The organism is Maribacter sp. Asnod2-G09, assembly GCF_045063795.1.
Classification (GTDB): Bacteria; Bacteroidota; Bacteroidia; order Flavobacteriales; family Flavobacteriaceae; genus Maribacter.
Map to the genome: position 1 here is coordinate 209,285 of NZ_JBEFOA010000004.1, position 24,381 is coordinate 233,665.

The window sequence follows — 24,381 nt, forward strand, 5'->3', positions numbered from 1 at the left end:
AAGCGATTTAAGCAAGGTTAAATTTCAACCAAGAATTTATTGAAATTAGCCAAAGTATATGTTCAGCTACTATTGGCTTAATACATATTATATTTAAAAAATAAAATGAAGAAAATATTTATCTCAGTACTACTAATAACTTTTGGGTACCTAGCTAATGCTCAAAATACTATAAATCTTGAAAACGTAAATACAAATTTTAGTGCCAAAAAAGTTGTTGAAGAATACGAGGATGAAAGAAATAAAATTTTAGAAGAAATTAATATTTTATCGAGTAAAATTGAGAATGAAAAAAAAGATAAAAAGAAAAATAAAGAAAACAGAAAAGAGCTTAGTAGATTAATCTTAAAAAAATATGAAGTTAATAGTATTGAATCATATACTTGGAGTATTCCTATAGATGAGGATAAAGAATTAAGTGATGAAAACTCTAAAAACTGGCTTATTGAGTATGATATGGTGTCTTTTTCTACAGCAGACTCAACTGCAAACTTTAAAGAAATATTTTTTCCGAGCATTAATTTTTTTGAAGAACCCAATGGTGGCTTTGTTGCATTAAACACTAGGACTAATAATGATATACCAACAAAAGAATATTTTACAATTTTAAATACAACACTTGATAAAAAATTTGGAAAACCTATATCTAAAAACATTGAGTTATTTGATATAGATTATTTATATAATGAATATAGTAATGATCAATTAGTGTACTTATTAATATGTCCTAATAAAATGGAAGGTTCTATACGACTTTTCATTATTAACAAAACATATTTAGATGATTTAAAAGGTGAGTTTTCTGAAGGCAACTGGTTGTTTCTAAAATAAAATAGGTAACTACCAACACTTAAGCAAACCTTTAATTAGAAATAGTAGTTATAGACAGAAGCCTTTTTAAAAAGCTCTTTGTATAAAATAGTTAAAGCAGAGTATAAAATTAACATAATAATTTAAAAATGAAAAAACTTATTTATACCTATATATTTTTAATGTCTTTTGGCTTTGTTAAAGCACAAGAAATTGACAGTTTAATTGAAAAAGTAGCACCAGAATTTTGTAATTGTATCGAAAAAATTGAGTCATACGCAAGTTCAAATGATTTAGGAAATCAACTTAAAAAATGTGACGATGCTTATACCTTATCAAAAAGTGATTCTTTATTAATTGAGAATGTAGGTTCAAAAGAATATGAAAGTAAAATATTTAAAGCTCTTAGAAATAATTGCTGCGCGTTTAAAGACATATTTTCAGAAATGTTCCAAAAATCAATTGAAAGGAATAAGATAACTCAGATTGAAATAGATTCAATTAAAACAAAACCATTGATTGGGAATAGCTTATCTGATAATAGAAAGCATTTCAATAGTATATCTGAAGCTATTAAAATAAAAGTAACTGATATAAAAAAAGATAGTTGTGGCTATCCTACCCACATTTACGCTAGTAGTAATGGCGTTACTTTTAGAATATCTACTCTTTTTGACGATGAATTAATACTTACAGATGACGACTACTTATTAATAGGAAAAATACAAGATGCTGCTGATGGATTGTATATTACAGATAACGATTTAAAAGACCCCTATTTTTTCGTCTTTACAGTAATTAATTTGAAGACTTTAGAGATGAGAAAAATGAAGTAATTGCACCAGGTACAAAGATTATGTGGACCATTGAAACCAACCACCATAATTTAAAATTGAATGAACAAAATTTTTAAAACACACTTACTTCTTCTACTTACAGGTATTGGGTGTAACGCACAGTACACAGAAACATCAGATTTTATACCACAAGGGTATACCCTATTTGAAAAGTTTTTTGGAGACCTAAATAAAGACGGACTAGATGACTGCGTTCTTATGGTTAAACAAACCGACACAGCTAATGTCGTTATAAATAGATTTGATAAAAAAGTTGATAGAAATAGGCGCGGAATTATTGTCTTATTTAAAAATGAAAACGGGTATCAACTTGCCGATAAAAATTACAATTGCTTTTCGTCAGAAAATGAAGACGGCGGAGTGTATTATCCGCCAGATTTGTGGATTGTGATTAAAGACGAAAAAATGTATGTGGAATATTCGCACGGCAGATATGGTCATTGGAGATATACGTTCCGGTTTCAAAACTCAAATTTCAAATTAATTGGATTTGATTCAAGTAGTAATTACGGACCAATAACAAATAAAGAAAGAAGTATTAACTTTTTGACAAAAAAGCAATTACTCAAAGAAAACACCAATGAAGATGCAGAAGGTGGCGATGAGATATTTAAGGAAACTTGGAGTACTATTGAATTAAAGAATCTAATTAAACTGTCTGATATAAAAGACTTTGATGAATTAAATATGTATAATTATTAAATACAAAATTACCAGCAACTGTGCCAACGGTCTTACAAGCATCCAATGAGATTGCTACAGCTAACCATGCAATAGTTCTTATAGCAAATGATGTCTCTACCTTAAAAAGACAATAACAATATTGTAATATAAACGTTAGGTAAAAGAACCTCAATTAAAATTTTTAATAATTAGTGATAAAGGTTCATTAATAAATCAACTTAATCTAGTCAACACCATTCAGATGAAAAATACTACCACAAAACTATGTAAACAAAGAAGGTTATATTTTCAACTATTAATCTTGTTTTTAGGTTTTCAACAAGCAAACAGTCAAAGCACTTGTTTTACAAATGAAACAATTGAATTTCATAAAGAGTCAGAAACCAAAGAGAAAACACTTGACTGGCTACTTAGGGCTGCAGAGGCAAATCATGCATACTCTTTACATGACCTAGGGTTATTATATGTTCAGGGTAATAACACTACACCTATTGACTTTGAAAAAGCATATTTATATTTTGAGAAATCTGCTCATCTTGGTATTCATAATTCTATGCGAAGTTTGGGTATACTGTGGCAATATGGCGATGGTAGAAAAGTTGACTTAGCTAAAGCTTATGGCTGGTATAGACTAGCTGGTGATTATGTACCAACAGATTGGGACGAATGGTATATGCCAAGGTCAAAAGTTTTAATGTTTAAACGATTAGCACCTAATTTGGCTGAAAAAATGACTTCAAAACAAATTAGAAAAGGGGACAAATATTATGAAGAAATAAAGTCTAAAGTAAAATGCAATTTTAATGTGTGGATCAACAAGAATAGGAATGAGTCTGTAAACAATTAAAAAGCGTTATAAAATGCAATAGCTAACATTATAGGCACTTAATTCTAATCATAAACTATTTTTATTATTCTAATTTTCTTTTTCAAAAACTACAAATGAAAACATTTTTTAAAAATTTAGAAGAAAAGAACAGCATTTTCAAAAACACGAAATTGTTACCAATAATAGTCATAGCAGGTGTTATTCACGTCATATTTTTTATTTACGGTTTTCTATTAATAAATGATCCTAAGATATTTCGTGAGTATAATTTTCATGAATATTATGAAAGCAATCTAGTCTATGTAGGTGCAATAATATCTCTTGTTCTATTTATTATTTGGATTTTCTTAATGACTAAACAAAAATCATTTAGACTTTTGTTTCAATTTTCAGTTAAGAAAATATTCTTGCAGTTTCTATGCTATTTTTTTATATCATTTTTCATAACTTCATTTTATTATTCATTTAATCTTGGTCTTATATCTGGGGTAAAATCAAACTATACAGATCAAGAACTCGCCAAAGATGTAGAAATAGTCAACAAGGCAGCAGTCTTTTTAAATTTTGATAAGTCATACTACTCATTAACCAATCGCACATACGATTTTCCTTTTAATGAATTAACCTCTGAGGAAGTACCAAGTTATACTACCAAAGATTATTTCTTTGATTATGAAAATAGAAAACACAGATTTTGGTCAGTGAAAGAAATAGAAGAAGCCTATGATAAAGAAAAATACCAAAGTGATAATCATACAGTAAGAAAAATACTAAATTCTGATAGTACCAAAATTAAAGTCATTGCTTATGATACCATTGTAAATGTTATTCGAAATCCGTTTGTAACTATTTCTGGTGACTTTCTAATATTCAAGAGCTTACCTCATGTAAAACTTGATACAGTACCTGCAGCGGACTCTAAAACAGGAGAAATTACTTATAAAGAAAATGGCAGTATAAAAAAAGCCGTAGTCAACATTAAAGATTTTTCGAAATATCTACTTTCTAATTATGAAAGTGCTAATGAATATCAATTAAATTATTACAACTACTCAAGTATTTTAATACCTACCAAAACCACTGTTGTAAATAATGAATTTGATATACAAGCAGAAGGTTATCAAAAAGTTCATCTTAAGAATAGTACTAACATGAACAAGTTTGTACACACCCTTTTAAATAGTACTGATAAGAAAGAACAAATAAATAAGATCATGGCAGATTTTATTTCAGTTACAGATAAATATGAAATAGACAGAAACATAGATGCTAAAGAATGGTTTGATTTAGTGTATAATGAACAATCTGTTGTTAAGAATATTGTTTTTGGTACAGACCCCTCGAATCCCGATGCCTTATTGCCTTATGGTATGGGAGGATATACCAAGAAAACTGACGGAAAAAATCCTTACATAGACGTTTTTGCACTTACAGAAATCTTCGACCCTATTAATAATTTTATAAACGGTGATCAGTTAAACACCATACTATCTAATTTATATAAGTTTTTCTATCTAGCATTTTTTCTGTCTTTAATAGTATTTACATTCAGAATTTCGTCTATAAAAGTATTCATAACAACACTGATAGCTACAATAATTGTTTTGACTACCAACGCTATATTAGTAGATCACAGCAAAATTTATTTCGAAAAAGTAGATGTTCAAGTTAGTTGCTTAATCATCTTATACTTTTGTTTTGTAATACTACCTTATGTACTGTATAAGAGAAATAAATTTATTTTTGGTTTAGTTTTTAACTTAGGGCTCTTCTGTTTTATTCCATTAGTCTATACCATACTCTACAGTATTTCGTCGCTTCAAGTGCTTTCAACAAAAACGGGTAGTGAATATTTTCCTAAATATGTTTACAATGATATTTTAACAAACCTTGGTGGTTATATACATCTAATTCTTCCTGTTTTGGGTTTTGTGTTTGTGTATTTCGCTATCGCATTAATAAAAAAACATGCACTATTAAATACTACTAAACCTGCCTAAATTGAGCTATTCAGCACCGGCTAGAAATGAACGATGGCAAACATTAAGTACTAATAAGAAAAAACTCGAAGATTTTTATGTGGAACAATTTCGTCATGATTTATTTACCGCATGTACAAATATGGGATATTCGTTAGAGGAAACTCATTAAAAAAATAAGTAAATGAAAGAATTTAGTGTAGATAATTTTCCGAATATTGGCGCGGTAATGTGCTCTAAAATGATAGTTGATGAAGACTATAAACCGTTATTTATATTTCGTGAAAAACCAATAAATGATAATGACAGCGGATGGCGATTATTTTCAGGATTCGAAAGTGATGAGTATTCTGAAGATTCAGAAAATTTTGGCATCTATGATCCTAAAACAATCTTAGCGATAGATAATTCAATATCTAGCTTATTACTTTATAAAGGCATCGGTTCGGTCTGGGAAAGAGAACCTGGTTTAGAATGGAAAGAGGTTTTAGACTATCCGTTAGAAGATGATTTTATGGTTCAGCATCAATTAACTGATAATTGGAATCTTTCAATTAATAATGTATTTATTCGAAGTAAAGAAGAAGATACCATTATGTATACTACAAATGATAAAACCTTGCGTTTAGATATTTGGAACTATGATGGTAAAACTAAAGAAGATATCGTTGAAGAAAAAAAAGTAGAAATACGCGATCGAAATGCTGGTAATGAAATTATAAAGAAGTACGAGCTGAACCAAGGTAATCGTATTAAGATTGGTTTTCATATTAAGGAATATGACCAACAAAAAGATATAGACTATAATTTAATTTGTGGGTTCTGTGTTGTAGATAATGAAATTTTGAACACTTTCTTTTATTTTAATGATGACAAAGATTTAGACTGGGCATTGAACACTTGGAAAATGATAGAATACAAATAACAACCTTCATAGACTGCTACAACAACACCAAAAAACATCACTAATTAAATACTTTTTTTGTCAGCGTTAGTTTAAAGGTAACTCCCCTCCTGCGCTATTACTAAACATAGAAACCGAACCGTTACAAAAAATTAGAAATAGCACTTTTAATGAATAGCAATCAAAATGAAATCAGAGATTTATTAAAATCTATAGAAGACGAATATAGCGAAGACTTAATTCCGGCATCGATTGAGAATATCGAATTATTTAAAATAAAAGCTAAAGCTAATGGCGTCATTACAAGTGTAATTGAGCAGTTGGTAGATTTATACACTGTTACTGATAATTATATGGCGCAAATGATTTTAGGCTTTCACTCGTGTAATGATGCTGTTTTATATGAATGGTGGGCTGAAAAAGAATTATGGTTAGGGCAACTGGACTTTAATACCATACGTTGGGCTAATGATAAATTTTGTTTGGGAGATGCCAGTAATATTAGTTACTCTAAAAACAATGAATATGATACTTTAATCGACTTGATAAAAGGGTGTGTTGAAGAAATAAAAGAGCTTAACGAATAACAAAGTAAAATCAATACATTAAAATGTTTAAAATTAAAGACAAATCATTTGATATAAAACATGCCTATTTAGATGCTTCTATTAGTGGTAACGAACTAATATTTGGGTTGCAAATAAAAGCTACAGGAACAGATAAACACACAGAAGAAGATATTGAAGAAGAAGATATGTTTTATTCTGAAGATGAAGTATCATTTAATGCAGAAGTATTATTGAAGATCAAACCTCATGAAATAAATAATTGGCAAGAAATTGTTGGAAAAAAAATTCAATGGGGTGATTATCCAGAAGATGAAGATGAACCTCACGCACTTCTATATTTATACGAACATGAAGAAGTCTATAATGCAGATATAGAATTTAAAAAAATTGATGAAAAAATAATTGTGCGTATTAAGGCTACTTGCAATCTATATTCAAGCGAAAATTATTCTCATAATTTACCTTTAGATATCGAAACCGAAGTACAATTTTTCGGAATATTATTTGGTGCCGATGCATCTGAAGAAAATTGTCGAAAAAAGACAGCCCCCTTTTTATATTTAGACAACTTAAAATACGTTACTAATAAGTATAATGTAGCTGTATTAATACCTGTTGATAGTGATGTGGAGAAGAATATTCTTGTTTTAGGTGATTATTAAGCCAATTAGCAAACGTAAACACATTTATACCAAATGAGAATTTTAGCTTCGTTCTCTCGCCTTATTACTACAAAAATCTAAAAAGAGACCTTAATGAAAAACAAAATCCTTTTTTACATTTTAATAGTACTTTCAATATATTCTTGCGATTTAAAACCTAAAAATAATACGGAGCCAAAAGTTGAGAACATAACAATTTCAAAAAGTGATTCTACTAATAATACCAGAATCAACAGAATCAGCAGTTATAAAACTAGAATTGATAGTATCAACCAATCCTTACAATGGAAAGAATTAAAGTGTGGTCTTTGGTTATCTAAAAAAAACGATTTAGGATTCAAAACTACAGCAGGAAACGAACAAGGAATCTTTATTACAAAATATATAACAGATCTTTGGAATTCAGATAGCCCCATAAAACTAAACTCGGTAATTGATACGCTAACATTCAATTATTTAGGAAGCTCTTTCTACAAAGACAAAAACAATATATACACGCATTATTCAATGGCAGATGGCGGATTCTTTAAAATAGTAGAAAATGCTGATCATCGTACATTTAAAATTATCGGAGATTGTTATGCGAAAGATAAAAACCACATTTTTGGAGTAAGAAAAATGATTTTAGACTCGGTAGATTATAAAACATTTAAAACCAAAAAGGGAATTGGTTGCTACGCAAAAGATAAAAATGGATACTATTTTTGGGACAATAAATTAAATGAAGAAGAAATTAATGATACTGAAATTATGGAAACGATTACAGCATTAAAAAAACTTTAAGGAACACTAATAAACTAGGCTAAATACCTTATTTATAGACTACTAATTTAAAATATTAAACTAATAAAAGTTGCATTCTTAAATTACATTCAAAAAAATTACATTAAAATATGAAGTTAAATTTATTCTTATTATGTTTTTCTCTATTTTTTATAACACAATGCTTCTCTCAAATCAACGAGCAACAAATTAACAAATCAACCACTTATAACGATGAAAATTGGCCTCAATATATGGGTCCGAATATGAATGCTAAAGTTAAAAGTGAATATATACCAAGTGCTCATCCAGAAATTAGTTGGGAGTTCAAATATGATGGCGGCACCCCAACGCCACTTGTCGTAGATAAAGGAACTACCTTTTTTGGCACTGAGTCTAAAAATGTATATGCCATTGACAGTATTGGTAATTTAAAATGGAAAGTTGAACTTGATAGTAGAATTAAACATAGCCCAGTTATTTATGAGGATATTTTAGTGGTAGCCCCAGATTCTACCTTGATCTATGGAATAAATGCTTTAAATGGAAACATTATATGGAAAAGAGAATTCTCATATGAATATAAAAGCTATATATCTGACAAAAAAGACATGTTCGGTCGAACAATCGTAACAGATCCAGATAAGTTTACTATTAAGAAAATGGGTCAAAACGAAGCTCCACCATTTATAGATAAAGCACAAGTATTAATTACAGCATATTATCACTTTGTTATTTTAGATATCAAAACAGGAAAAACACAATCTTCTTTCCAAAAAAATCAAGGAAAAATAAGTATTCCTTTGATCACAGACGATGCCATATACACTACAAACCGTTATAATAAATTATTTGCTTACAATAAAGGCACTGGTAAACTAAAATGGGAAACGAAATTATCAGAATTAGAAACAAAACCCATTTTATATAAAGACACGATCTACACTTCTTCCTATTATTATTTAAATAAAATAGACAAAAATTCAGGAGAAAATTTGGGTGCTTTTCATTCTATAAAATCACGAAAAGAATATGACATTATCGATAACGAAACATATTACACCTCAGAAAATGGGTATCACACCCATATGGGTGTTAACTATGGTTCTTACCTAACAGCCTTTGATTTAAGTACCGGTGAAGAAAAGTGGGACTTTAATATAGAAGGAAAATATATAACCGAATTAATTATGGTAGGTGATTATATTTATTTTGGTGACTCGTCAGGTAGAATTAGAGGAGTACATAAAATTACCGGCCAAAAACTATTTAGCGGCTATATTGGTGGTTCAATAGATACCCCATTATCCTACGCTAATGGCAAGCTCTATGGAGCTTATGAAAAAAATGAAAAATATGTGATTTTTGCTGTGGAGTAAATCAACTTACTAATTTAGTATTACCCTAGATAAATAGTATAATAGCCTTTAAATACATACGCTGTGTTGATAGCTATAGAAGATATCTTTAAACTGCACAGAATAGCATGATTACTCACTAAGATGGGCTTATTTCACGTACTACACACCTAAAACATACACCAATGCCAAAACTTGGCTCGTTCGATGTTAAATAAAAATGGCACACGATTATAGTTACTATTCACCTCTCCTATTTTAGCTATCACTAATCTTCAATAATCTACTATATTTATAATCAATAACATTGTAGGCATAAACCATTATAGCTGAATATTCGATACTGATTTAAATGAACTATACCAACGAAAAAATAATTGAGCGATTTGAATCTGGTGAAAAACTAAAATTCTTATTGTTTTGGGGGCACTCGAAATATGACAGTTTAACAAAATCATGTTTCAGTCAATGGTACGAATCTAAATTTGAGGTTAATGGTATTGAATTTCTTACTGCTGAACATTTTATGATGGCAGAAAAGGCTTTGCTATTTAATGACAAGGAAATTTACGAGCAAATTATCAAGAGCTCAAAAGCAGGAAAGGTTAAAGAACTTGGCAGACAAGTGCAGCACTTTAATCAACAAATTTGGGAAGAAAATAGATTTGAAATAGTCGCTAGAGGTAACTTTCATAAGTTTAGTCAGCACCTTGAATTATCAGAATTTTTAAAAAACACAAATGACAGAGTACTAGTTGAGGCAAGCCCTGTTGACAATATTTGGGGAATTGGTCTTGCGCAAGACAATGAAGATGCTGAAAAACCATATTTATGGAAAGGTCTGAATCTACTTGGCTACGCATTAATGGAAACCAGAGATATACTTAATGAAATTGGTGAATTTAAACCCCTTGAGAACCCGACTTTACCACCTTGGTTAGCATATCCAGAAATAGATAAATATAGCATTGGTTGGCGCATGGGATATGGAGAAACCCATATGATGGACTTAAACAAATATTGGAAAAATCTAAATGACACTGATAAGAGAATTTACCAACTTACATATCCGGCAAGAGGTGAATGGAAAGATTGGTATAACACCTAAAAACCAATAAAAGCAACCAATAAATTCGATGCATTCTAATTAAACAAAAACTACTTTATAAGCTAATAAATAGTTCTAGAAACCATCACCCTATCGTCTTTGTTTGTAAACATTTAAAATATATAAAATGGGAACTTGGAGTTCAGAAATTTTTGGAAATGATACTTCATGTGAAGTACAAGAATATTTCTATGAAAAATATAACTCAGGTCTTGAGCCTGATAATATTTTAAAGTTGATCGAGAATAAGTTCAAAAGTAGTTTACAGGACTTTGAAGATAAAAACAATGTTCTTTTTGCATTGGGGTTTTGCTTATGGGAAACTAGTGGTTTACAAAAATTAAAACTTAAAGAAATAGCATCAATTATTGAAGAGGGAGAAGATTTAAAAATTTTAAAAAATTTAGGTGCTACTGAGCAATTTTTAATAGACAGACAGAAGTATCTAACCAAATTCTATAATAAAATAAGTGTTGAAAAATCCAACGCAAAAAAACGAAAGAAACCACCTATAGAAATTAAAACAAATATAAAAACAGGGAGCTGTTTAAGCTTTGAATATTCTAAAGGTTTATATGGTGGCATTATAGTTATAGATAGCGAATATTATAATAACAGAGGTCAATTAAGGTTTGCAGTAACAAACATTGAGCAAAAAGAAAAACCTGATTTTAATACATTTTTAAAAGCTAAACTTAAAAGTTTTAGTTGGGAGATTGTATATGGGCAAGCCTACCGAAAAGTTGTATTCGATGACAAAACTGCTAGAATTTGGACGTACCCATTATCTTATTCAAAATCAAAAGAAAGAGAACAATACTTCTCATTCAACAATACCTTTTTTAATAATTGCGGTCAACTTTCAACTTTTACACAATGTTTACTAGGCACTTCTGGTATCAAGGTTGAATACAAGAAAGAATATATTGATTTTAAAAAATCATTAACCGAAGAACTATTATATTTAAAAAATATAGATGACGAAAATATAGAATCTTATTCTAATGAGCGTATTGAAAAACTAAATGAAATATTGAATAAACAACCTAAGGCAGACATTTGATATTAGACTCACTAAATAATTTATTAGCTAAGCATTGCCAAAACATTACCATCAATTAAATGAAAGAATTACAAGAATTTATAGACTGGAAAAATAAAATCATAAAAAGCAATGACAGCGACGAAATGAATGACTTTGTGTGGTCAATCATGAAAAGTCCATATGTTGAATATCACTATAATTTAATAACAGACAAAACGCTTAACAATGAGTTTAGAAGAGATTTATCTTCAAGGTTTAAAGAACACCAAGATAAAGCAGAAGACTTTTTAATTAATAAGTTAGACCAGAACCAAGATTACGAATTTCAAGGAGATATTATATTTCAATTAGGGAAACTTAATAAGAAACATAAAGCAAAAATTTTAAACTATACGCGTGAGTTTACCGAATCTGAATTGGCTTATACAAGAAACAAAGCATTAATAGTTTTAGGATGGTTAGGAAAAATTGCGGACACAAAAATTCTTGAAAAACATATGCTAGAAGATTCTGACACTGAATGTCGTGCTTGGAGTGCTTCTGCTTATATGCAATTATGGTTTAAAAGAAAAAACGAAACCCTAAAAAAGAAAGCTTTTGAAGGGTATTATAAAGCCTTGCCTCTAGAGAAAGATTATTTTGTACTATCAGTTATTTTAGATTCTATAAGGGAAATTGGAAAAACTAAACTAGGTATTTCTCAAACAGCATTAGATGATTTAGATGTTGAGAAAATTGAAATCTCAAAGATTAAAGCCATGAACTATCTAGAAAAGCAATTGAAATAAAACTACATTATAATTGTAATTTATTTGAATGAAAAACATATTCTAATCAAGCCATCGCTTACTATATTTAGATAAGAGAATATAAACGCAAATAGTACAAATGACAGCAAAATAGAAACATGAATATAAAATATATTTTAGGATCAATCATTACTATCCCGCTATTACCTATAATGTATTTTCAAGGTAAAAAGATCAAAAAAACTATTCCAAGATTACCAGAAGCAGAGGGTACCAAAGGCTCATCTAAATTCTCTTCTAAAAAGGTACTACGTATGCTAACTATCGGCGAAAGCACTATTGCCGGTGTTGGTGTTAAAACACACCAAGAAGGCTTTACTGGCTCGTTGGCAGACGAATTGGCTACGCAACTACATACTACTGTAAATTGGAAAGTTTATGCTAAAAGCGGCTACACCGCAAAAAAAGTAAACGAAAATATTATTGATATCATCACAGAAGAAGCTGTCGACCTTATTGTAATTGGTCTTGGTGGTAATGATGCTTTTGAACTAAACTCTCCTAAAAAATGGAACAGAGACATTCGAGAACTTATCAAAAGCATAAAAAGTAAATTTAACGATGTACCAATCGTATTTACCAATATGCCGCCCATCAAAGAATTCCCAGCTTTTACGCCCATCATAAAATTTACCATTGGCAATTTGGTTAACATACTAGGAGAAGAATTAATTAGTATTGTAAAAGATTTTGACAAGGTGTATTACTACGCATTAAAGCCTTCTAGCAAAGATTATATTGACAGATTCAATTTAGAAATAGAACCTTCTGAATTTTTCGTTGACGGAGTTCATCCTTCAAAACGAACGTATCATATTTGGGCGAAAGATATTTCAAACTTTATAACCCAAACAGAAGAAATTAAAAATAACTTAGACTATAACCCATCAACAATTTAGATTAAAACATTTCATAATGAGTATATCTGACTTACTTTTTGGAAAAAAGAAAACTTTTAATCACCCTATATTAGGTACTTTAAAAAGTGATAGGATTAAAGGCAACAACCAAACTAAAACCTATACTTGGCGAGGCAGTATTTTAATTGGCAACAATACCATAGAAACTCTTTTTTACTTAGAAGGTAACAACGCTGCCCCTTTCAGCAATCACATAGATTTTGTGTGTCAACTGGCAGAGAATTGGGACAGTGAACATCTATCTAATATTGAAGAAAAAATCAATAAAAAAGGAATTGATAAAGTTGAACCATTCTCTAATTGGAAAAATGATCTTTACCTAGCTGCCATCTATGCAACGAACAAAAAAAATACTGATTTTGAATTAACATTAGAACCAGTAGATAGCGAAAACTTAGATTCCATAGGCATCGATGTCAAAAATGGGATAATTACAAAAGTTGAAATTTATTAATTACATATAACCACATTAATAATTAACTAAATAATGCTTTTGCACTATTCTTAATAGGATACTAAATGAGTAATATTTAATTTTCCTGAAGAGAATTCATAGATACTAATTTGAATTTATTCTAACACAAAATTTCAACTAAAACAATATTCTACAAAATATGGGCATATTTAAAAATCTCTTTGGAGGAGATAAACCAAAAGAAAAATCTGAAATCGATTCCTCTAAATTTAAAGCAATTGATAAAACAGACTATACCAGTCTTGAAGAATTAATTGAACAACATGCGGGACTTTCTTTTGAAAAACAACTCGTTTTTGGAGATGTAATCGGTTCAAACGCATGGGAGCTTGATATGGGAAAAGGAAATATCATTTTTGGCGATTTAGACTTTCCTATTCAAATAATAGGTTCTCTTTCTTTTAGTGATAGTTCTTGGATGTGGGGATGGGCAAACGCAAAAAGCGGTATGCCAGAAAACCTATTAGTTCAATCTAACCAACTTAAAGAAATCGGGCAAGAGAAAGATATTAAAGAGTTAACTGATGGTCATTTTAATGTTGAAGAAGGCTTTGAACATAAAATAGGAATGATGGCCTGTGGACTTTTTAAATGCAAAAGTTATTACTGCGCCAATTACGGACAAGGTACTCTTGTAGTTACCATAAACGATGACAAAATACCTGAAATAGACAAAAGTAGAATAGAAAAGGTTCTGACCAATTTTCCTCAATTAATAAGTGCAGTAGATTTAAACCACCAAAATACCTTTAAAAATTATTTGATTGACAGAGATTTTGAACTGAACATCTCAGCTCATAAAACTGAAGGCATGAAAAACGGTAAGGTGCTTACTGCTGAATTTGATGAACTTAATAGGTTGAAATCACTAAACGGGAAACTATAATACGTTTAACAATTTGTGAATTAAAACAAGCCTAAAAAGCCTCTTCTATAAACTAATGTGAATCATAATTTTTTAAATACAAGATGGATTTAAATAAACTTAAAGGAGAAAAAAAAGTCAGCCCTATACTTTCTCTTGGTACAGACTCTAAAAATGCCGAACTACTTTTAACATTGGTAAGTTCCGAAAAAGGGAAACTAAAACAAGCAGCTATGAAAGCTCTTGCTAACTTCGATTATGAACCAGCCACTACCCTATGGCAAAAAGCCATAAAGACCAAAACAAAAGGAGAGAAAATATTTATAGAATCTACAGCCGACTCAATTTCAGAGATTATAGCCAACGAGTTTTTTGATTTCTTATCTGATCTATTTAATCAACCCGAGGGGTATTCATTAACAGCTAAAGAAACAGCTGATTTTAAAACATTTATATCATTATCTCTTGGCAAGGGAAGTCCGAAAATGCATGAAATATATAGACTAGCAGCAAAAAACAATAACAAACTAGCTACATATACTATTGAGGCTAGAGAAAGTAATTTATTCATCAATGATTATATTAGGTTCTTTGCACCTACGGCAGAAGACATTAAAAAAATATTTCCAGCTATTTTATCCATGTCCATTTTAAAAAGCAAAGACTCTAGGCTGATTAAATTGGCAAATGACTTACAGACTGAATATGCCGAAAATTGGTTATCCCCTGTGTTTATGTCTGCCCTATTAACAGAATCATCTAATAGTGTATTTGAGAAATTCTCTAATCAACTTAACGGTACAAATGCAACCTATTTGAATGATACGTTAGGCGCTTTATTCTTTGATAAAAAAATTCAAAAACATGTAGGATTACTATTTTGGGGGCAATTGATATATGGCGAAATTGATACGCGTTTTACCTTTAGCAGACCGTTATTCGAAAATTTAGACGAAAGATGGTTTTTGCAATTAACAAACGAACCTGCTAGTGAAGTTACTTTACAAGTTTATAATCGTAATGGGGTTCTTTATGATTCTTATGACGAAATGCTGCTAGAAATATTACCGCAAAAAATAGAAAACAAAAATATAGCACAAGCATTAGGAGAGTATTTTGTTGAAAAAGAAAAAGAACATAATGGTGCAAGTACTTTGTACATAGATGCTTTACATACTTTAAAACAAGATGTTAGTGAAGAAGTAATTAAAAAACACATTAATTGTCGCGATAATGCTGTCAGTAAATATTCATTGAAACCTATCATTAATTACTACACCAATTGGTCTAACGAAAGAAAAATAGCCTTCTACAAGTCCATATCTTCCAAATACGTATTAAAAGAAGAAATTGCAGTATTAGAAAAATAACCCATTTCAAAAAAATAACCACCAACATGAATGAATACCTAAAACCTATAGCGCATTTTCTCGAAAATGAAAATCTAGATTTTGATGAAGATGATTTTGTTGGATTGCAGTATGATGTTGTTGATCAATTGGAAGAGCACAATATTGGTTTTGAAATTATTACAGATGTTCTTGAATTAATGGAAACAAACCCATTAGTAGAATTCGGCTCACCTGGACCACTCACCCATTTTATCGAAAGTTTTTATAACCATAATCAAAAAGAATACGAAAAATTACTAGAAACATCCATAAATAAAAAAACGTCTGTACATACTTTATGGTTATTAAATAGAGTAATAAATGGTAGTGAAGAAGCAAGAGCTTTGCAATTAACCCAGGTTATGAAATCTGTTTATGAGAATGAGCAAGTAGTTACAGACATTCGTAGTGTTGCACAAAACTTTTTAGAATAAGCCCATTTCAACAAATACCAAATATCTTAACAAACTGATTTCTGTCTAACAAAAATCCCGACAATCTATTCTTTTAAATTATCAATTTCGAAAAAAATCTATTAAGGTTAAGTACTGATTCAAATCATATTTTTTCAATAGACTACAAAGTAACTTGCGATACTATTTATTTGTTTTTCAAACAATTAAACTACAATTATGAAAAAGAAGAAGAATTCTATCCTCAAAGTTTTAGTAGCCATTTTGTCTATTATAGGTGTTGTAGCTGTAGTAATTTGGTTTTCTATGCCTAAAGAGCAGCGTAACATGATTTCGTTCATGATGTCTAAAGGAGAAAGCTATGACAATTATCAAGAATATCAAGTTATTGAACGCAATGATAAAGCCTTAGCTCCGGCATCTTTTGAACCTAGTGTGGTCGATACTATTTCTAAAAATAGCTATACAGTCGCAATCACAGAAATGGTGAAAAATGAAAAGTCAAGCATGCTTAAAAAAGGTATGGTTCAAACTTTAGGTATAGATGATTACACAGGGTGGCAGGTACTTGCCGATGAAGGTGCAGAAGAAGGAACTTATCCGTTCGGTCCATCACCACTTAGTTATTACACTGCAGGTATCGCTTCAAATTTACATACACAACTGCTGAAAGCGGCAAAAGAGAAAGATGTAGCATTAAAAAACATAAAAGTAGAAGTATTAAATAAATTCCGTTGGAACAAAATGTCATCAAGTAATGGAGCAGGATTTTTAGATGTAACTACTACCAATATTATTATTGATAGCGATGTATCTCAAGATAAAGTTCAAGGTGTAATAAACCTTGCCCTCCAAGCATGGACAGCAGGAAATGCCTTAAAAAATGAAACGGTTATAGAACCACATTTAGTTATTAATGGAGATAACTTTGACACTTATAAGGCCACACCAGGCACATCTGGTTCAGAAATATCTTATGATTCAGATTTCTTATTGACCTCTGTTACCAACAGCCCTAGGTTACCAGAATTTTTAGAGTTAGAAGTACCTAAAAACGAAGGAGTTTTTGAAATGCTAAGTACTATGGATAATTTGGAATTTGAAATATTCGCTATTTCTGAATCAGCAAATAATAGTGAAAGACCTTATCTAACTAAAATCACTATTTCAACACCTTCTGAAGAAACATGGGAAATATATGCAGATGAATTTAGCGACAAAAATGATAAGCCTTTAGCACCTACCTCGCTTGAATATTTCACTTTAGGTACTGCGCTTTGTTTAACTTCACAGACGACATTAACGAGTGCTATGATGAATTTACAATATACCGATTACCGAGTTGAAGACCAGATTGATTTTAAACAAGAAGCTATAGATTCTACTCAAATGGTTGATCACATTAGTACAGTTCATTCATACATTTTAGTTGAATCAAATGAAACGCAAGAAAGATTAGAGTATTTTTATAAGAAATCTTTAGCATTATGTTTTACAGGCGAAGGGTTAAAAAGTGCCACTGAAATGAACACTCACTTCTATTTGAACGGGCAACCTATTCACTAGATCTGATCAGTTTAGGAAACAGTTTGATTTATCAAACTGTTATCCCGCGCAGCAAGAGCTTTATGCTCTTGCTGCTTTTTTTTATTTTAAATTCCGCATCATAGACTACCCCTAGCCTGTATTATACAGTATACTTTTATAATAGTAGTCTATTATAAAATCAGATTAATTCATAAAATCAAATTAAACATTTCCACTTCAATGATAACCTTAGGGGTTGTATATTTATGAGGTAGTTAGATCCTAGATGGAGGTTCAATGAGAATATATGTTGATAATATGTCTAATGTGAATAGTTTTTTAGAAAAGGAATTCGGACTTCAAGTTATTGATTGTAAACAACTCGATGGGTACGATAATTGGAATTACCTCATTACCACATCAGATTCCTGTTATATTTATAAAACCTATCAATACTCAGAAGTAGTATTTGATATGGTTAAAGCAGAGAATGATACCCTGTTATTTCTACAAAGTGATTTTAAAAATAAAGTTCCAAAACCCATTCCATTTAAAGATGGTTCTTATCTAGGTACTTTTTCCATAACCGAGAAACCTTCTATATGTCGAATGCTTTCATTTCTAGAAGGTGATTTTTTAGGTGATGTCTCACACACAATTCCATTAATTGAATCTCTAGGTGCATTTCTAGCGGAATTAGACCTGAAACTAAAAGGGTTTAAAAATTACACGATACAGAGCAGACAATGGGAATGGGATCTTCAGTATTTTGATTTAAACAGAAAGTATATAGATGATATAACTGATGCCACAGATAGAAATATTGTCCGCTACTTTTTTAATCAATTTGAAGAAAATGTAAGACCACTATTTCCTGAATTAAGAAAGCAGATCATACATAATGATGCCAACGAATGGAATGTTCTGGTACAACAGAACAAAGTTTCCGGTATTATAGATTTCGGGGATCTAGCGCATTCTTTTCTTATTAATGAACTAGCTATTGCCATCACCTACACGTGCTACGATAAAGAAAATCCGTTAGAGTGGGCTGTTGTATTACTAAAATCTTACCATGAAAAGCTGCCGTTAGAAGCTAAAGAAATAAGTATTTTATATTACCTAATAGCAGCCAGGTTATGCACCAGTGTTTGTAACTCTGCACATGCAAAAAAGGTGAATCCAGCTAACAGCTACGCATCGGTAAGTGAGCAATCTGCTTGGAAAATGCTACACCGTTGGTTGACAATTAACCCTATACATGCTGAAAATGAATTTAGAAAAGCAGCTAATCTTTCTATTGAGAAGCCTGCTTCAATTTCGAGTCTTCTAAATAGAAGGTACGAACACATTAGTCCTATTTTATCTACTAGCTACAAAGACCCCATTTATATGGTAAGGTCAGCATTTCAATATATGTATGATGCGGAGGGAAATACGTTTTTAGACGCCTATAATAACATTCCGCATGTTGGTCATTCCCACCCAAAAGTCGTGGAAGCAGCGCAACGGCAAATGGCGAAACTAAATACCAATACACGTTATATTTATGATGAGTTAGCAGATTATGCAGAGAAATTATTAAAACATTTTCCACCCAATCTGAATAAAGTCTTTTTTGTGAATTCAGGTAGCGCAGCGAGTGATTTAGCGGTACGCATGGCAAATAATCATACCAAAAGTAATACCATGATGGTTATGGAATCTGGCTATCACGGCAACACCCAAATAGCCATAGATATTAGTGATTACAAGTTTAATAACCCTAAAGGGGAAGGTCAAAAAAACAATATAATCAAAGCGACGCTACCAGATACGTACCGAGGTAAATACACCGTTGATATTACAAATGCAGGTACGCCATATGGTAAAGAAGCAGTTGCTCAGATAGCACAAAGTAAACAAGCTATATCTGCTTTTATAAGTGAACCAATTTTAGGATGCGCAGGTCAAGTTCCACTAGCAGATGGCTATTTAAAAGAGGTGTACCCTACTATTCGAGCGCAGGGCGGAGTTTGTATAAGTGATGAAGTCCAAACAGGTTTTGGTAGATTAGGAGATCATTTTTGGGGATATGAAGCCCATGGCGTCGAACCTGATATGGTAATTTTAGGAAAACCTATAGCCAATGGTCACCCAATGGGAGCGGTGGTTTGCACACAAGAAATTGCAGCATCTTTTGAAAAAGGTGTGGAATTTTTCAGCTCTTTTGGTGGCAACCCAGTTTCTTGCGCAATTGCAAGTGCTGTGTTAGATGTTATAGCAGATGAAAAACTACAAGAAAACGCAAAAGTTGTCGGCGATTATTATAGGTCCCTTTTAAAAGATTTGATGCAAAAATATAGTTGCATTGGCGATGTGCGTGGTTCTGGACTATTTATAGGTTTTGATATAGTCGTAAATAATACCAAAACACCAAATACTTCATTAGCAAGCCATATAAAAAATGAACTAAGAAAAAGACATATTTTAGTAAGCACAGACGGCTCTTACGATAATGTTATTAAAACAAAACCCCCTTTATGTTTTAGTAAAGAAAATGCAGAAAAAGTAGTTACGACGGTCAGTGCAATTCTGCAGGAATATTATAATAATGGAGCAATTTTTGATGTTTAAATAAGTATGAAGAAAGCGATGTATTTGGTTTTAATTTGTTTTGTAATTGCTTTAACAGCAAAGGCTCAAGATAAGTCATACAATGAATCTGATTTCTACGGCATTTGGTCGCTTGACCTTAATGAATATGAATTAGAAGATGATATATACATTTTCAAAAAAGAGAAATCATCAAATAGTCAAGAAGAAAAATTAAATATAATAGTCACCTTTCTTGAGTCAGGTAAATGCAGAGTTAACTACGATAAAACTTCAGGTTTTTGCAGCAATGAAACATTTAGAGATTATAGCTGGTCGTTTGAAAAGGACTCAGGCATAATAAACATTTATCATTCTAAAAAGTGGTTAAAAGAATTTAAAGAACAAAGTCCTGAAGATTTTAAAGATTTCGGTTTACCTGAAAAATATAAATCTATGGAGCTCAAAATAATTACACTCCAAAGTGGAGGTACAGGATTAGAAATTTTAGATTGGGAGTGATTTAGTATAACCATAATAAACACGGTATACCTACTTATTTTTTGAACTTAGGCAGTTAAGATTCGTAGATACCTTTTACAACAAAAGAAGAAGTATTTAGTTCATTTAATAGAACGTCTGTAAAATTAGTTTAAATAGTTATTTGCGCCTTAGTTAGGTGGCCACAAAAAGAATTATAAATGAATACAGCTAACTTCGATAATTGGAGCGCAGACCTTGAAAAGGTCTGGGATTTAAAAACAGAAGATGATAGTAAAAAATTCAGTGATTTAATATATTCATTACATGGAGATGAAGGCATAAGCTACCTCTACAAACTAATTGATTCGGTCAAACTAAAAGAAGACTTTGGCTTATATGAAAGTATATATAATGCCATTTGGGCATTTCCACCAAATATAGTAGCACAAACGCTTGCTAAAAGGCTTCCCTCATTTCAAAAAAGAATAGGTAAATATGACCAAGTATTTAGATTTTACCTTCCTATTTCTACTAATATTGATCTATTAAAAGTTTTTATTGAAGAAGCAAAACAGTGGACTGCCAGTGAAAAACGAACGGCATTTGCTGCTATAAAAAACTGGAGCGTTGAAGACAAAAAATGGGAAGATATATTAGCACAATTAGGTAAACCTGTTTCTAAAAGTAAAGAAGACCCTATACCAGAATATTGGGATGAAAGCTGGAAAACCAGACTTGAAGAAGTTCGAGAAAAAGAAGGCGAATTTTCGTTTAATGGTTTATTCTGGAAAAAGGGTAAAAAAGCCTGGTTAGAAGATTTAGATTTTTTATTAGAGGTATTAACCCTCAATCATGGTAAACATTGGAGACAGGTCGACAACATTACTAATCCGCTTTGGTTTTATGCAAAAACCACAGTTTATCCAACCTTTTTAAAGAAACTAAAACAATTACCGATTGAAAAACAGACAAAAATTCTTGAAAATATAAAGCGTGTTAACAAGAGAAAACATAAGTTTTTACAAGAAGAAATAAGCGGTAGCTAGCATTATTAAAGTTTAATTTACAGACCATAAAGATCATCTAGAAAATATGAACATAGAATTATATCCAGACTTTAGTGAAGTCTTTGAAAATGATCAATTAAAAGGCATCTTTTATTCGCTTTGTAAAATTACAGATATAGAAACAAGCCTAAATCAACCTTTATATATTGTCTCAAGTAATGGTATTTGGACAAATGAGGATATTAAAAACGAAAACAACCAAACTGGTTTTACCTGCTTTCAATTAAACCATGGCAAATATTCATTTAATGGCGATTTAAATGTATACATAGGGCACAAAGAAGCTAAAGAAATAGTTAAAATATTAGAAGATGATTTTCATGAAAATGGAGCATCATATTTATCTAACAAAGTAAAAACAGAAGAATACATTCAAACTATTAAAGACAAATATGATTTGAATTTTGGGGAATTAGATGAAGAGTACTTTCTTGAAACCTTCTATCAGTTTTCTATAAACAAACTAAATTATAAACAAACAGGAAACTTTGGAACCTTTCGCCATATTATAGATGGATGGGGCAAACCAGATAAAATTAGTCCCGTAGTTCACGAAATTAAAGATGATAATTCTACCGGTTTTGCTGATATACAAATAAACCAAGAGTATATATTTCCTGACTCCATTGCCGTTGACAACTATGAAAAAATCGGCTATACGATAGGTTACGAATTCTTTACCGATGGTAATGACACATACCTTTTGTTTGATAAACAAAACAATAGAGCCATCTGTGTAAATCACTATTCATAATAGCACTACATTTTGAAAAGTAGAATTTTAAGTTGGCTTATATTTATTGTAGGTCTTATAGTGGTTGTATTTTCAATTTCACTAATTATTAAAGGAAATAGACCTTGCAGTAGTGACGGTTGTCTAATTCATTTATTAGTAATTGGCGGAGTTTTATTATTGCTTCCATCACTTACTATAGTAGTGTTGATTTTATGGAAATCATTTAGTCAAAAAATAAAAAAATTAAATACCCCCTTTAAATAATTACAAAATGATCAATCCAGATTTTGAAGAGTTTAAAAGCGATATAAGTTGGTATCTAGAACCAACCGACACTGTTGAATTAACGAATATAGAGGATGAAATATATTTATCCGACGAGTTTCAATCCATTTTCCCAAACTTGACTAAACTGGTTCGCAAGGCAAGAATTCAGAATTTAAAAATCAACGACCTCCCTTTCAAACTTTTCTCTTGGACCAACATTGATGATGTAAGCTGTGGCTGGCTGAGTAAAATTGAGCCAGAAAGCATATCTGACCTTAATATTTCAAAAGAGCATCAAATACTATTAAACGCAATTGGCGGCATTGAAGAATCTTACAATCAGCCAGAGCCATGTTTGGCGAACAATCAAGATTTTTTATTTACAAAATCAAAATGTAGTAAAGGAATCGGAGATTGGAACGTTTAATATGATGCTATGTGCACCGAGTATCATAAACCAAAAATAGATCCTAGTAATTACATCTCATTTGTAAAAGAAGCGAATGGAGCACTAACATTTTATGATCCAAAAAATAATGAAGTGTTATTATTCTCTGCCGACCATTGTTTTGATGACGTTGTATTTTTAAAAGACCAACCAGAATATACCTTTCATACTATAAACGGAATCAAAAACTTTAATGATTATGTAGAAAAGCTAGCTGAAGAATGGATTTCTGAGGTTCAGATTTAAGTAGATTATAAATTAAAAGACTTGTACAAAAATCGACCATTATCAGACCAAAGCACCTAACTACTGTTTGCAAACCAGCAATATCTTATATTCTTAACAACCTTGTTAACACTACTACAAAATGTAAGACAATTCTACTAAAAGAAATTACTATTTTGGCTGTAGAATAATTATAAAGAATAACCACGGTTAGCTAAAACGCTACCCACAACCACCTATTACTTGAATATTATGAGTGAAACGCAACAAAATGACTCTCAAAACAACAATGGTCAAACCATTATAATTAATCAAAACAATAGTAGTAATGGCATTGGAACCGCTGGTTTTGTATTATCTATTGTGGCACTTATTATAGGCTGTGTACCTATTCTTGGTTGGTTTATTTGGTTTTTAGGTCTTATGTTTTCTTTTATCGGAATTTTTAAAAAGCCAAGAACACTAGCTATGATCGGTTTATTCATTTCATTAATAGGCATAATTCTATTACTTTTTGTTTTTGCTAATCTTGCCTTATTTGGAGCTTCATCTGCAGCACTTGATGGATTGTAAGTTCACCTTAGAAAACAGATCAAGATAGCATCCGTTACAAT

General features: G+C 30.9%; 27 protein-coding genes. All 27 read left to right on the forward strand.

Features of this window, described 5'->3' with window-relative positions; translation table 11 throughout:
* Positions 1 to 105: 105 nt before the first annotated feature.
* The 27 genes from ACJJVT_RS08035 to ACJJVT_RS08165 all read left to right on the forward strand — a co-directional run bounded on the left by ACJJVT_RS08035 (position 106) and on the right by ACJJVT_RS08165 (position 24,340).
* Positions 106 to 831 carry a hypothetical protein gene (locus ACJJVT_RS08035; protein WP_405397794.1) on the forward strand — a complete coding sequence of 242 codons (726 nt, stop codon included), beginning with the start codon at positions 106 to 108 and terminating at the stop codon, positions 829 to 831.
* Between the two features lie 128 nt (positions 832 to 959).
* Positions 960 to 1,646, forward strand: coding sequence for a hypothetical protein (locus ACJJVT_RS08040; RefSeq protein ID WP_405397796.1), 687 nt, complete (start codon positions 960 to 962; stop codon positions 1,644 to 1,646).
* Positions 1,647 to 1,706: 60 nt separating this feature from the next.
* The gene (locus tag ACJJVT_RS08045) at positions 1,707 to 2,369 is read left to right on the forward strand and encodes a hypothetical protein (RefSeq protein WP_405397799.1); all 663 of its coding nucleotides are present in this window, start codon (positions 1,707 to 1,709) and stop codon (positions 2,367 to 2,369) included.
* Positions 2,370 to 2,592: 223 nt separating this feature from the next.
* A complete protein-coding gene (locus ACJJVT_RS08050) occupies positions 2,593 to 3,198 on the forward strand; it encodes a tetratricopeptide repeat protein (protein ID WP_405397800.1) in 606 nt (201 codons plus the stop codon).
* 95 nt (positions 3,199 to 3,293) lie between these two features.
* Positions 3,294 to 5,180 (forward strand): hypothetical protein, encoded by a 1,887-nt coding sequence (locus ACJJVT_RS08055; protein ID WP_405397802.1) that lies wholly within the window; start codon positions 3,294 to 3,296, stop codon positions 5,178 to 5,180.
* Between the two features lies 1 nt (position 5,181).
* Positions 5,182 to 5,331, forward strand: coding sequence for a hypothetical protein (locus tag ACJJVT_RS08060; RefSeq protein WP_405397803.1), 150 nt, complete (start codon positions 5,182 to 5,184; stop codon positions 5,329 to 5,331).
* A 12-nt stretch (positions 5,332 to 5,343) separates the two neighbouring features.
* The gene (locus ACJJVT_RS08065) at positions 5,344 to 6,084 is read left to right on the forward strand and encodes a DUF2185 domain-containing protein (RefSeq protein ID WP_405397805.1); all 741 of its coding nucleotides are present in this window, start codon (positions 5,344 to 5,346) and stop codon (positions 6,082 to 6,084) included.
* A 149-nt stretch (positions 6,085 to 6,233) separates the two neighbouring features.
* Positions 6,234 to 6,650 carry a hypothetical protein gene (locus tag ACJJVT_RS08070; protein WP_405397807.1) on the forward strand — a complete coding sequence of 139 codons (417 nt, stop codon included), beginning with the start codon at positions 6,234 to 6,236 and terminating at the stop codon, positions 6,648 to 6,650.
* A gap of 23 nt (positions 6,651 to 6,673) precedes the next feature.
* Positions 6,674 to 7,294 (forward strand): hypothetical protein, encoded by a 621-nt coding sequence (locus tag ACJJVT_RS08075; protein WP_405397808.1) that lies wholly within the window; start codon positions 6,674 to 6,676, stop codon positions 7,292 to 7,294.
* A gap of 93 nt (positions 7,295 to 7,387) precedes the next feature.
* Positions 7,388 to 8,077, forward strand: coding sequence for a DKNYY domain-containing protein (locus tag ACJJVT_RS08080; RefSeq protein ID WP_405397810.1), 690 nt, complete (start codon positions 7,388 to 7,390; stop codon positions 8,075 to 8,077).
* Between the two features lie 110 nt (positions 8,078 to 8,187).
* The gene (locus ACJJVT_RS08085) at positions 8,188 to 9,435 is read left to right on the forward strand and encodes a PQQ-binding-like beta-propeller repeat protein (RefSeq protein ID WP_405397812.1); all 1,248 of its coding nucleotides are present in this window, start codon (positions 8,188 to 8,190) and stop codon (positions 9,433 to 9,435) included.
* Between the two features lie 331 nt (positions 9,436 to 9,766).
* Positions 9,767 to 10,522 carry an NADAR family protein gene (locus tag ACJJVT_RS08090; RefSeq protein ID WP_405397814.1) on the forward strand — a complete coding sequence of 252 codons (756 nt, stop codon included), beginning with the start codon at positions 9,767 to 9,769 and terminating at the stop codon, positions 10,520 to 10,522.
* Between the two features lie 127 nt (positions 10,523 to 10,649).
* Complete coding sequence (locus ACJJVT_RS08095; protein ID WP_405397815.1) at positions 10,650 to 11,585, forward strand: hypothetical protein; 936 nt, start codon at positions 10,650 to 10,652, stop codon at positions 11,583 to 11,585.
* A gap of 59 nt (positions 11,586 to 11,644) precedes the next feature.
* The gene (locus ACJJVT_RS08100; protein WP_405397816.1) at positions 11,645 to 12,355 is read left to right on the forward strand and encodes a HEAT repeat domain-containing protein; all 711 of its coding nucleotides are present in this window, start codon (positions 11,645 to 11,647) and stop codon (positions 12,353 to 12,355) included.
* A 119-nt stretch (positions 12,356 to 12,474) separates the two neighbouring features.
* Complete coding sequence (locus ACJJVT_RS08105; RefSeq protein WP_405397818.1) at positions 12,475 to 13,275, forward strand: SGNH/GDSL hydrolase family protein; 801 nt, start codon at positions 12,475 to 12,477, stop codon at positions 13,273 to 13,275.
* Positions 13,276 to 13,291: 16 nt separating this feature from the next.
* The gene (locus ACJJVT_RS08110; protein WP_405397820.1) at positions 13,292 to 13,750 is read left to right on the forward strand and encodes a hypothetical protein; all 459 of its coding nucleotides are present in this window, start codon (positions 13,292 to 13,294) and stop codon (positions 13,748 to 13,750) included.
* Positions 13,751 to 13,910: 160 nt separating this feature from the next.
* Complete coding sequence (locus ACJJVT_RS08115) at positions 13,911 to 14,657, forward strand: DUF6882 domain-containing protein (protein ID WP_405397822.1); 747 nt, start codon at positions 13,911 to 13,913, stop codon at positions 14,655 to 14,657.
* An 83-nt stretch (positions 14,658 to 14,740) separates the two neighbouring features.
* Positions 14,741 to 16,006, forward strand: coding sequence for a hypothetical protein (locus ACJJVT_RS08120; protein ID WP_405397823.1), 1,266 nt, complete (start codon positions 14,741 to 14,743; stop codon positions 16,004 to 16,006).
* A 26-nt stretch (positions 16,007 to 16,032) separates the two neighbouring features.
* Complete coding sequence (locus ACJJVT_RS08125) at positions 16,033 to 16,461, forward strand: hypothetical protein (RefSeq protein ID WP_405397825.1); 429 nt, start codon at positions 16,033 to 16,035, stop codon at positions 16,459 to 16,461.
* 198 nt (positions 16,462 to 16,659) lie between these two features.
* On the forward strand, positions 16,660 to 18,006 hold the full coding sequence (locus ACJJVT_RS08130) for an OsmC family protein (protein WP_405397826.1): 1,347 nt from the start codon (positions 16,660 to 16,662) through the stop codon (positions 18,004 to 18,006).
* 258 nt (positions 18,007 to 18,264) lie between these two features.
* Positions 18,265 to 20,583 carry an aminotransferase class III-fold pyridoxal phosphate-dependent enzyme gene (locus ACJJVT_RS08135; RefSeq protein WP_405397827.1) on the forward strand — a complete coding sequence of 773 codons (2,319 nt, stop codon included), beginning with the start codon at positions 18,265 to 18,267 and terminating at the stop codon, positions 20,581 to 20,583.
* 6 nt (positions 20,584 to 20,589) lie between these two features.
* A complete protein-coding gene (locus ACJJVT_RS08140; RefSeq protein WP_405397828.1) occupies positions 20,590 to 21,063 on the forward strand; it encodes a hypothetical protein in 474 nt (157 codons plus the stop codon).
* A 179-nt stretch (positions 21,064 to 21,242) separates the two neighbouring features.
* Complete coding sequence (locus ACJJVT_RS08145) at positions 21,243 to 22,070, forward strand: hypothetical protein (protein ID WP_405397830.1); 828 nt, start codon at positions 21,243 to 21,245, stop codon at positions 22,068 to 22,070.
* A gap of 46 nt (positions 22,071 to 22,116) precedes the next feature.
* Positions 22,117 to 22,845: a hypothetical protein gene (locus tag ACJJVT_RS08150; RefSeq protein ID WP_405397831.1), complete on the forward strand. Its 729-nt coding sequence runs from the start codon at positions 22,117 to 22,119 to the stop codon at positions 22,843 to 22,845.
* A 253-nt stretch (positions 22,846 to 23,098) separates the two neighbouring features.
* Positions 23,099 to 23,521, forward strand: a complete 423-nt coding sequence (locus tag ACJJVT_RS08155; protein ID WP_405397832.1) for a hypothetical protein — start codon at positions 23,099 to 23,101, stop codon at positions 23,519 to 23,521.
* 9 nt (positions 23,522 to 23,530) lie between these two features.
* Positions 23,531 to 23,788 (forward strand): hypothetical protein, encoded by a 258-nt coding sequence (locus ACJJVT_RS08160; RefSeq protein WP_405397833.1) that lies wholly within the window; start codon positions 23,531 to 23,533, stop codon positions 23,786 to 23,788.
* A 231-nt stretch (positions 23,789 to 24,019) separates the two neighbouring features.
* Entirely contained in the window at positions 24,020 to 24,340 is a 321-nt protein-coding gene (locus ACJJVT_RS08165; RefSeq protein ID WP_405397835.1) for a hypothetical protein, read from the forward strand.
* Positions 24,341 to 24,381 lie beyond the last annotated feature (41 nt).

Coding starts and splice junctions, on each gene's coding strand:
- ACJJVT_RS08035 (WP_405397794.1), top strand. CDS start 106: ATGAAGAAAATATTTATCTCAGTACTACTAATAACTTTTGGGTACCTA.
- ACJJVT_RS08040 (WP_405397796.1), top strand. CDS start 960: ATGAAAAAACTTATTTATACCTATATATTTTTAATGTCTTTTGGCTTT.
- ACJJVT_RS08045 (WP_405397799.1), top strand. CDS start 1,707: ATGAACAAAATTTTTAAAACACACTTACTTCTTCTACTTACAGGTATT.
- ACJJVT_RS08050 (WP_405397800.1), top strand. CDS start 2,593: ATGAAAAATACTACCACAAAACTATGTAAACAAAGAAGGTTATATTTT.
- ACJJVT_RS08055 (WP_405397802.1), top strand. CDS start 3,294: ATGAAAACATTTTTTAAAAATTTAGAAGAAAAGAACAGCATTTTCAAA.
- ACJJVT_RS08065 (WP_405397805.1), top strand. CDS start 5,344: ATGAAAGAATTTAGTGTAGATAATTTTCCGAATATTGGCGCGGTAATG.
- ACJJVT_RS08070 (WP_405397807.1), top strand. CDS start 6,234: ATGAATAGCAATCAAAATGAAATCAGAGATTTATTAAAATCTATAGAA.
- ACJJVT_RS08075 (WP_405397808.1), top strand. CDS start 6,674: ATGTTTAAAATTAAAGACAAATCATTTGATATAAAACATGCCTATTTA.
- ACJJVT_RS08080 (WP_405397810.1), top strand. CDS start 7,388: ATGAAAAACAAAATCCTTTTTTACATTTTAATAGTACTTTCAATATAT.
- ACJJVT_RS08085 (WP_405397812.1), top strand. CDS start 8,188: ATGAAGTTAAATTTATTCTTATTATGTTTTTCTCTATTTTTTATAACA.
- ACJJVT_RS08090 (WP_405397814.1), top strand. CDS start 9,767: ATGAACTATACCAACGAAAAAATAATTGAGCGATTTGAATCTGGTGAA.
- ACJJVT_RS08095 (WP_405397815.1), top strand. CDS start 10,650: ATGGGAACTTGGAGTTCAGAAATTTTTGGAAATGATACTTCATGTGAA.
- ACJJVT_RS08100 (WP_405397816.1), top strand. CDS start 11,645: ATGAAAGAATTACAAGAATTTATAGACTGGAAAAATAAAATCATAAAA.
- ACJJVT_RS08105 (WP_405397818.1), top strand. CDS start 12,475: ATGAATATAAAATATATTTTAGGATCAATCATTACTATCCCGCTATTA.
- ACJJVT_RS08110 (WP_405397820.1), top strand. CDS start 13,292: ATGAGTATATCTGACTTACTTTTTGGAAAAAAGAAAACTTTTAATCAC.
- ACJJVT_RS08115 (WP_405397822.1), top strand. CDS start 13,911: ATGGGCATATTTAAAAATCTCTTTGGAGGAGATAAACCAAAAGAAAAA.
- ACJJVT_RS08120 (WP_405397823.1), top strand. CDS start 14,741: ATGGATTTAAATAAACTTAAAGGAGAAAAAAAAGTCAGCCCTATACTT.
- ACJJVT_RS08125 (WP_405397825.1), top strand. CDS start 16,033: ATGAATGAATACCTAAAACCTATAGCGCATTTTCTCGAAAATGAAAAT.
- ACJJVT_RS08130 (WP_405397826.1), top strand. CDS start 16,660: ATGAAAAAGAAGAAGAATTCTATCCTCAAAGTTTTAGTAGCCATTTTG.
- ACJJVT_RS08135 (WP_405397827.1), top strand. CDS start 18,265: ATGAGAATATATGTTGATAATATGTCTAATGTGAATAGTTTTTTAGAA.
- ACJJVT_RS08140 (WP_405397828.1), top strand. CDS start 20,590: ATGAAGAAAGCGATGTATTTGGTTTTAATTTGTTTTGTAATTGCTTTA.
- ACJJVT_RS08145 (WP_405397830.1), top strand. CDS start 21,243: ATGAATACAGCTAACTTCGATAATTGGAGCGCAGACCTTGAAAAGGTC.
- ACJJVT_RS08150 (WP_405397831.1), top strand. CDS start 22,117: ATGAACATAGAATTATATCCAGACTTTAGTGAAGTCTTTGAAAATGAT.
- ACJJVT_RS08155 (WP_405397832.1), top strand. CDS start 23,099: ATGATCAATCCAGATTTTGAAGAGTTTAAAAGCGATATAAGTTGGTAT.
- ACJJVT_RS08160 (WP_405397833.1), top strand. CDS start 23,531: ATGTGCACCGAGTATCATAAACCAAAAATAGATCCTAGTAATTACATC.
- ACJJVT_RS08165 (WP_405397835.1), top strand. CDS start 24,020: ATGAGTGAAACGCAACAAAATGACTCTCAAAACAACAATGGTCAAACC.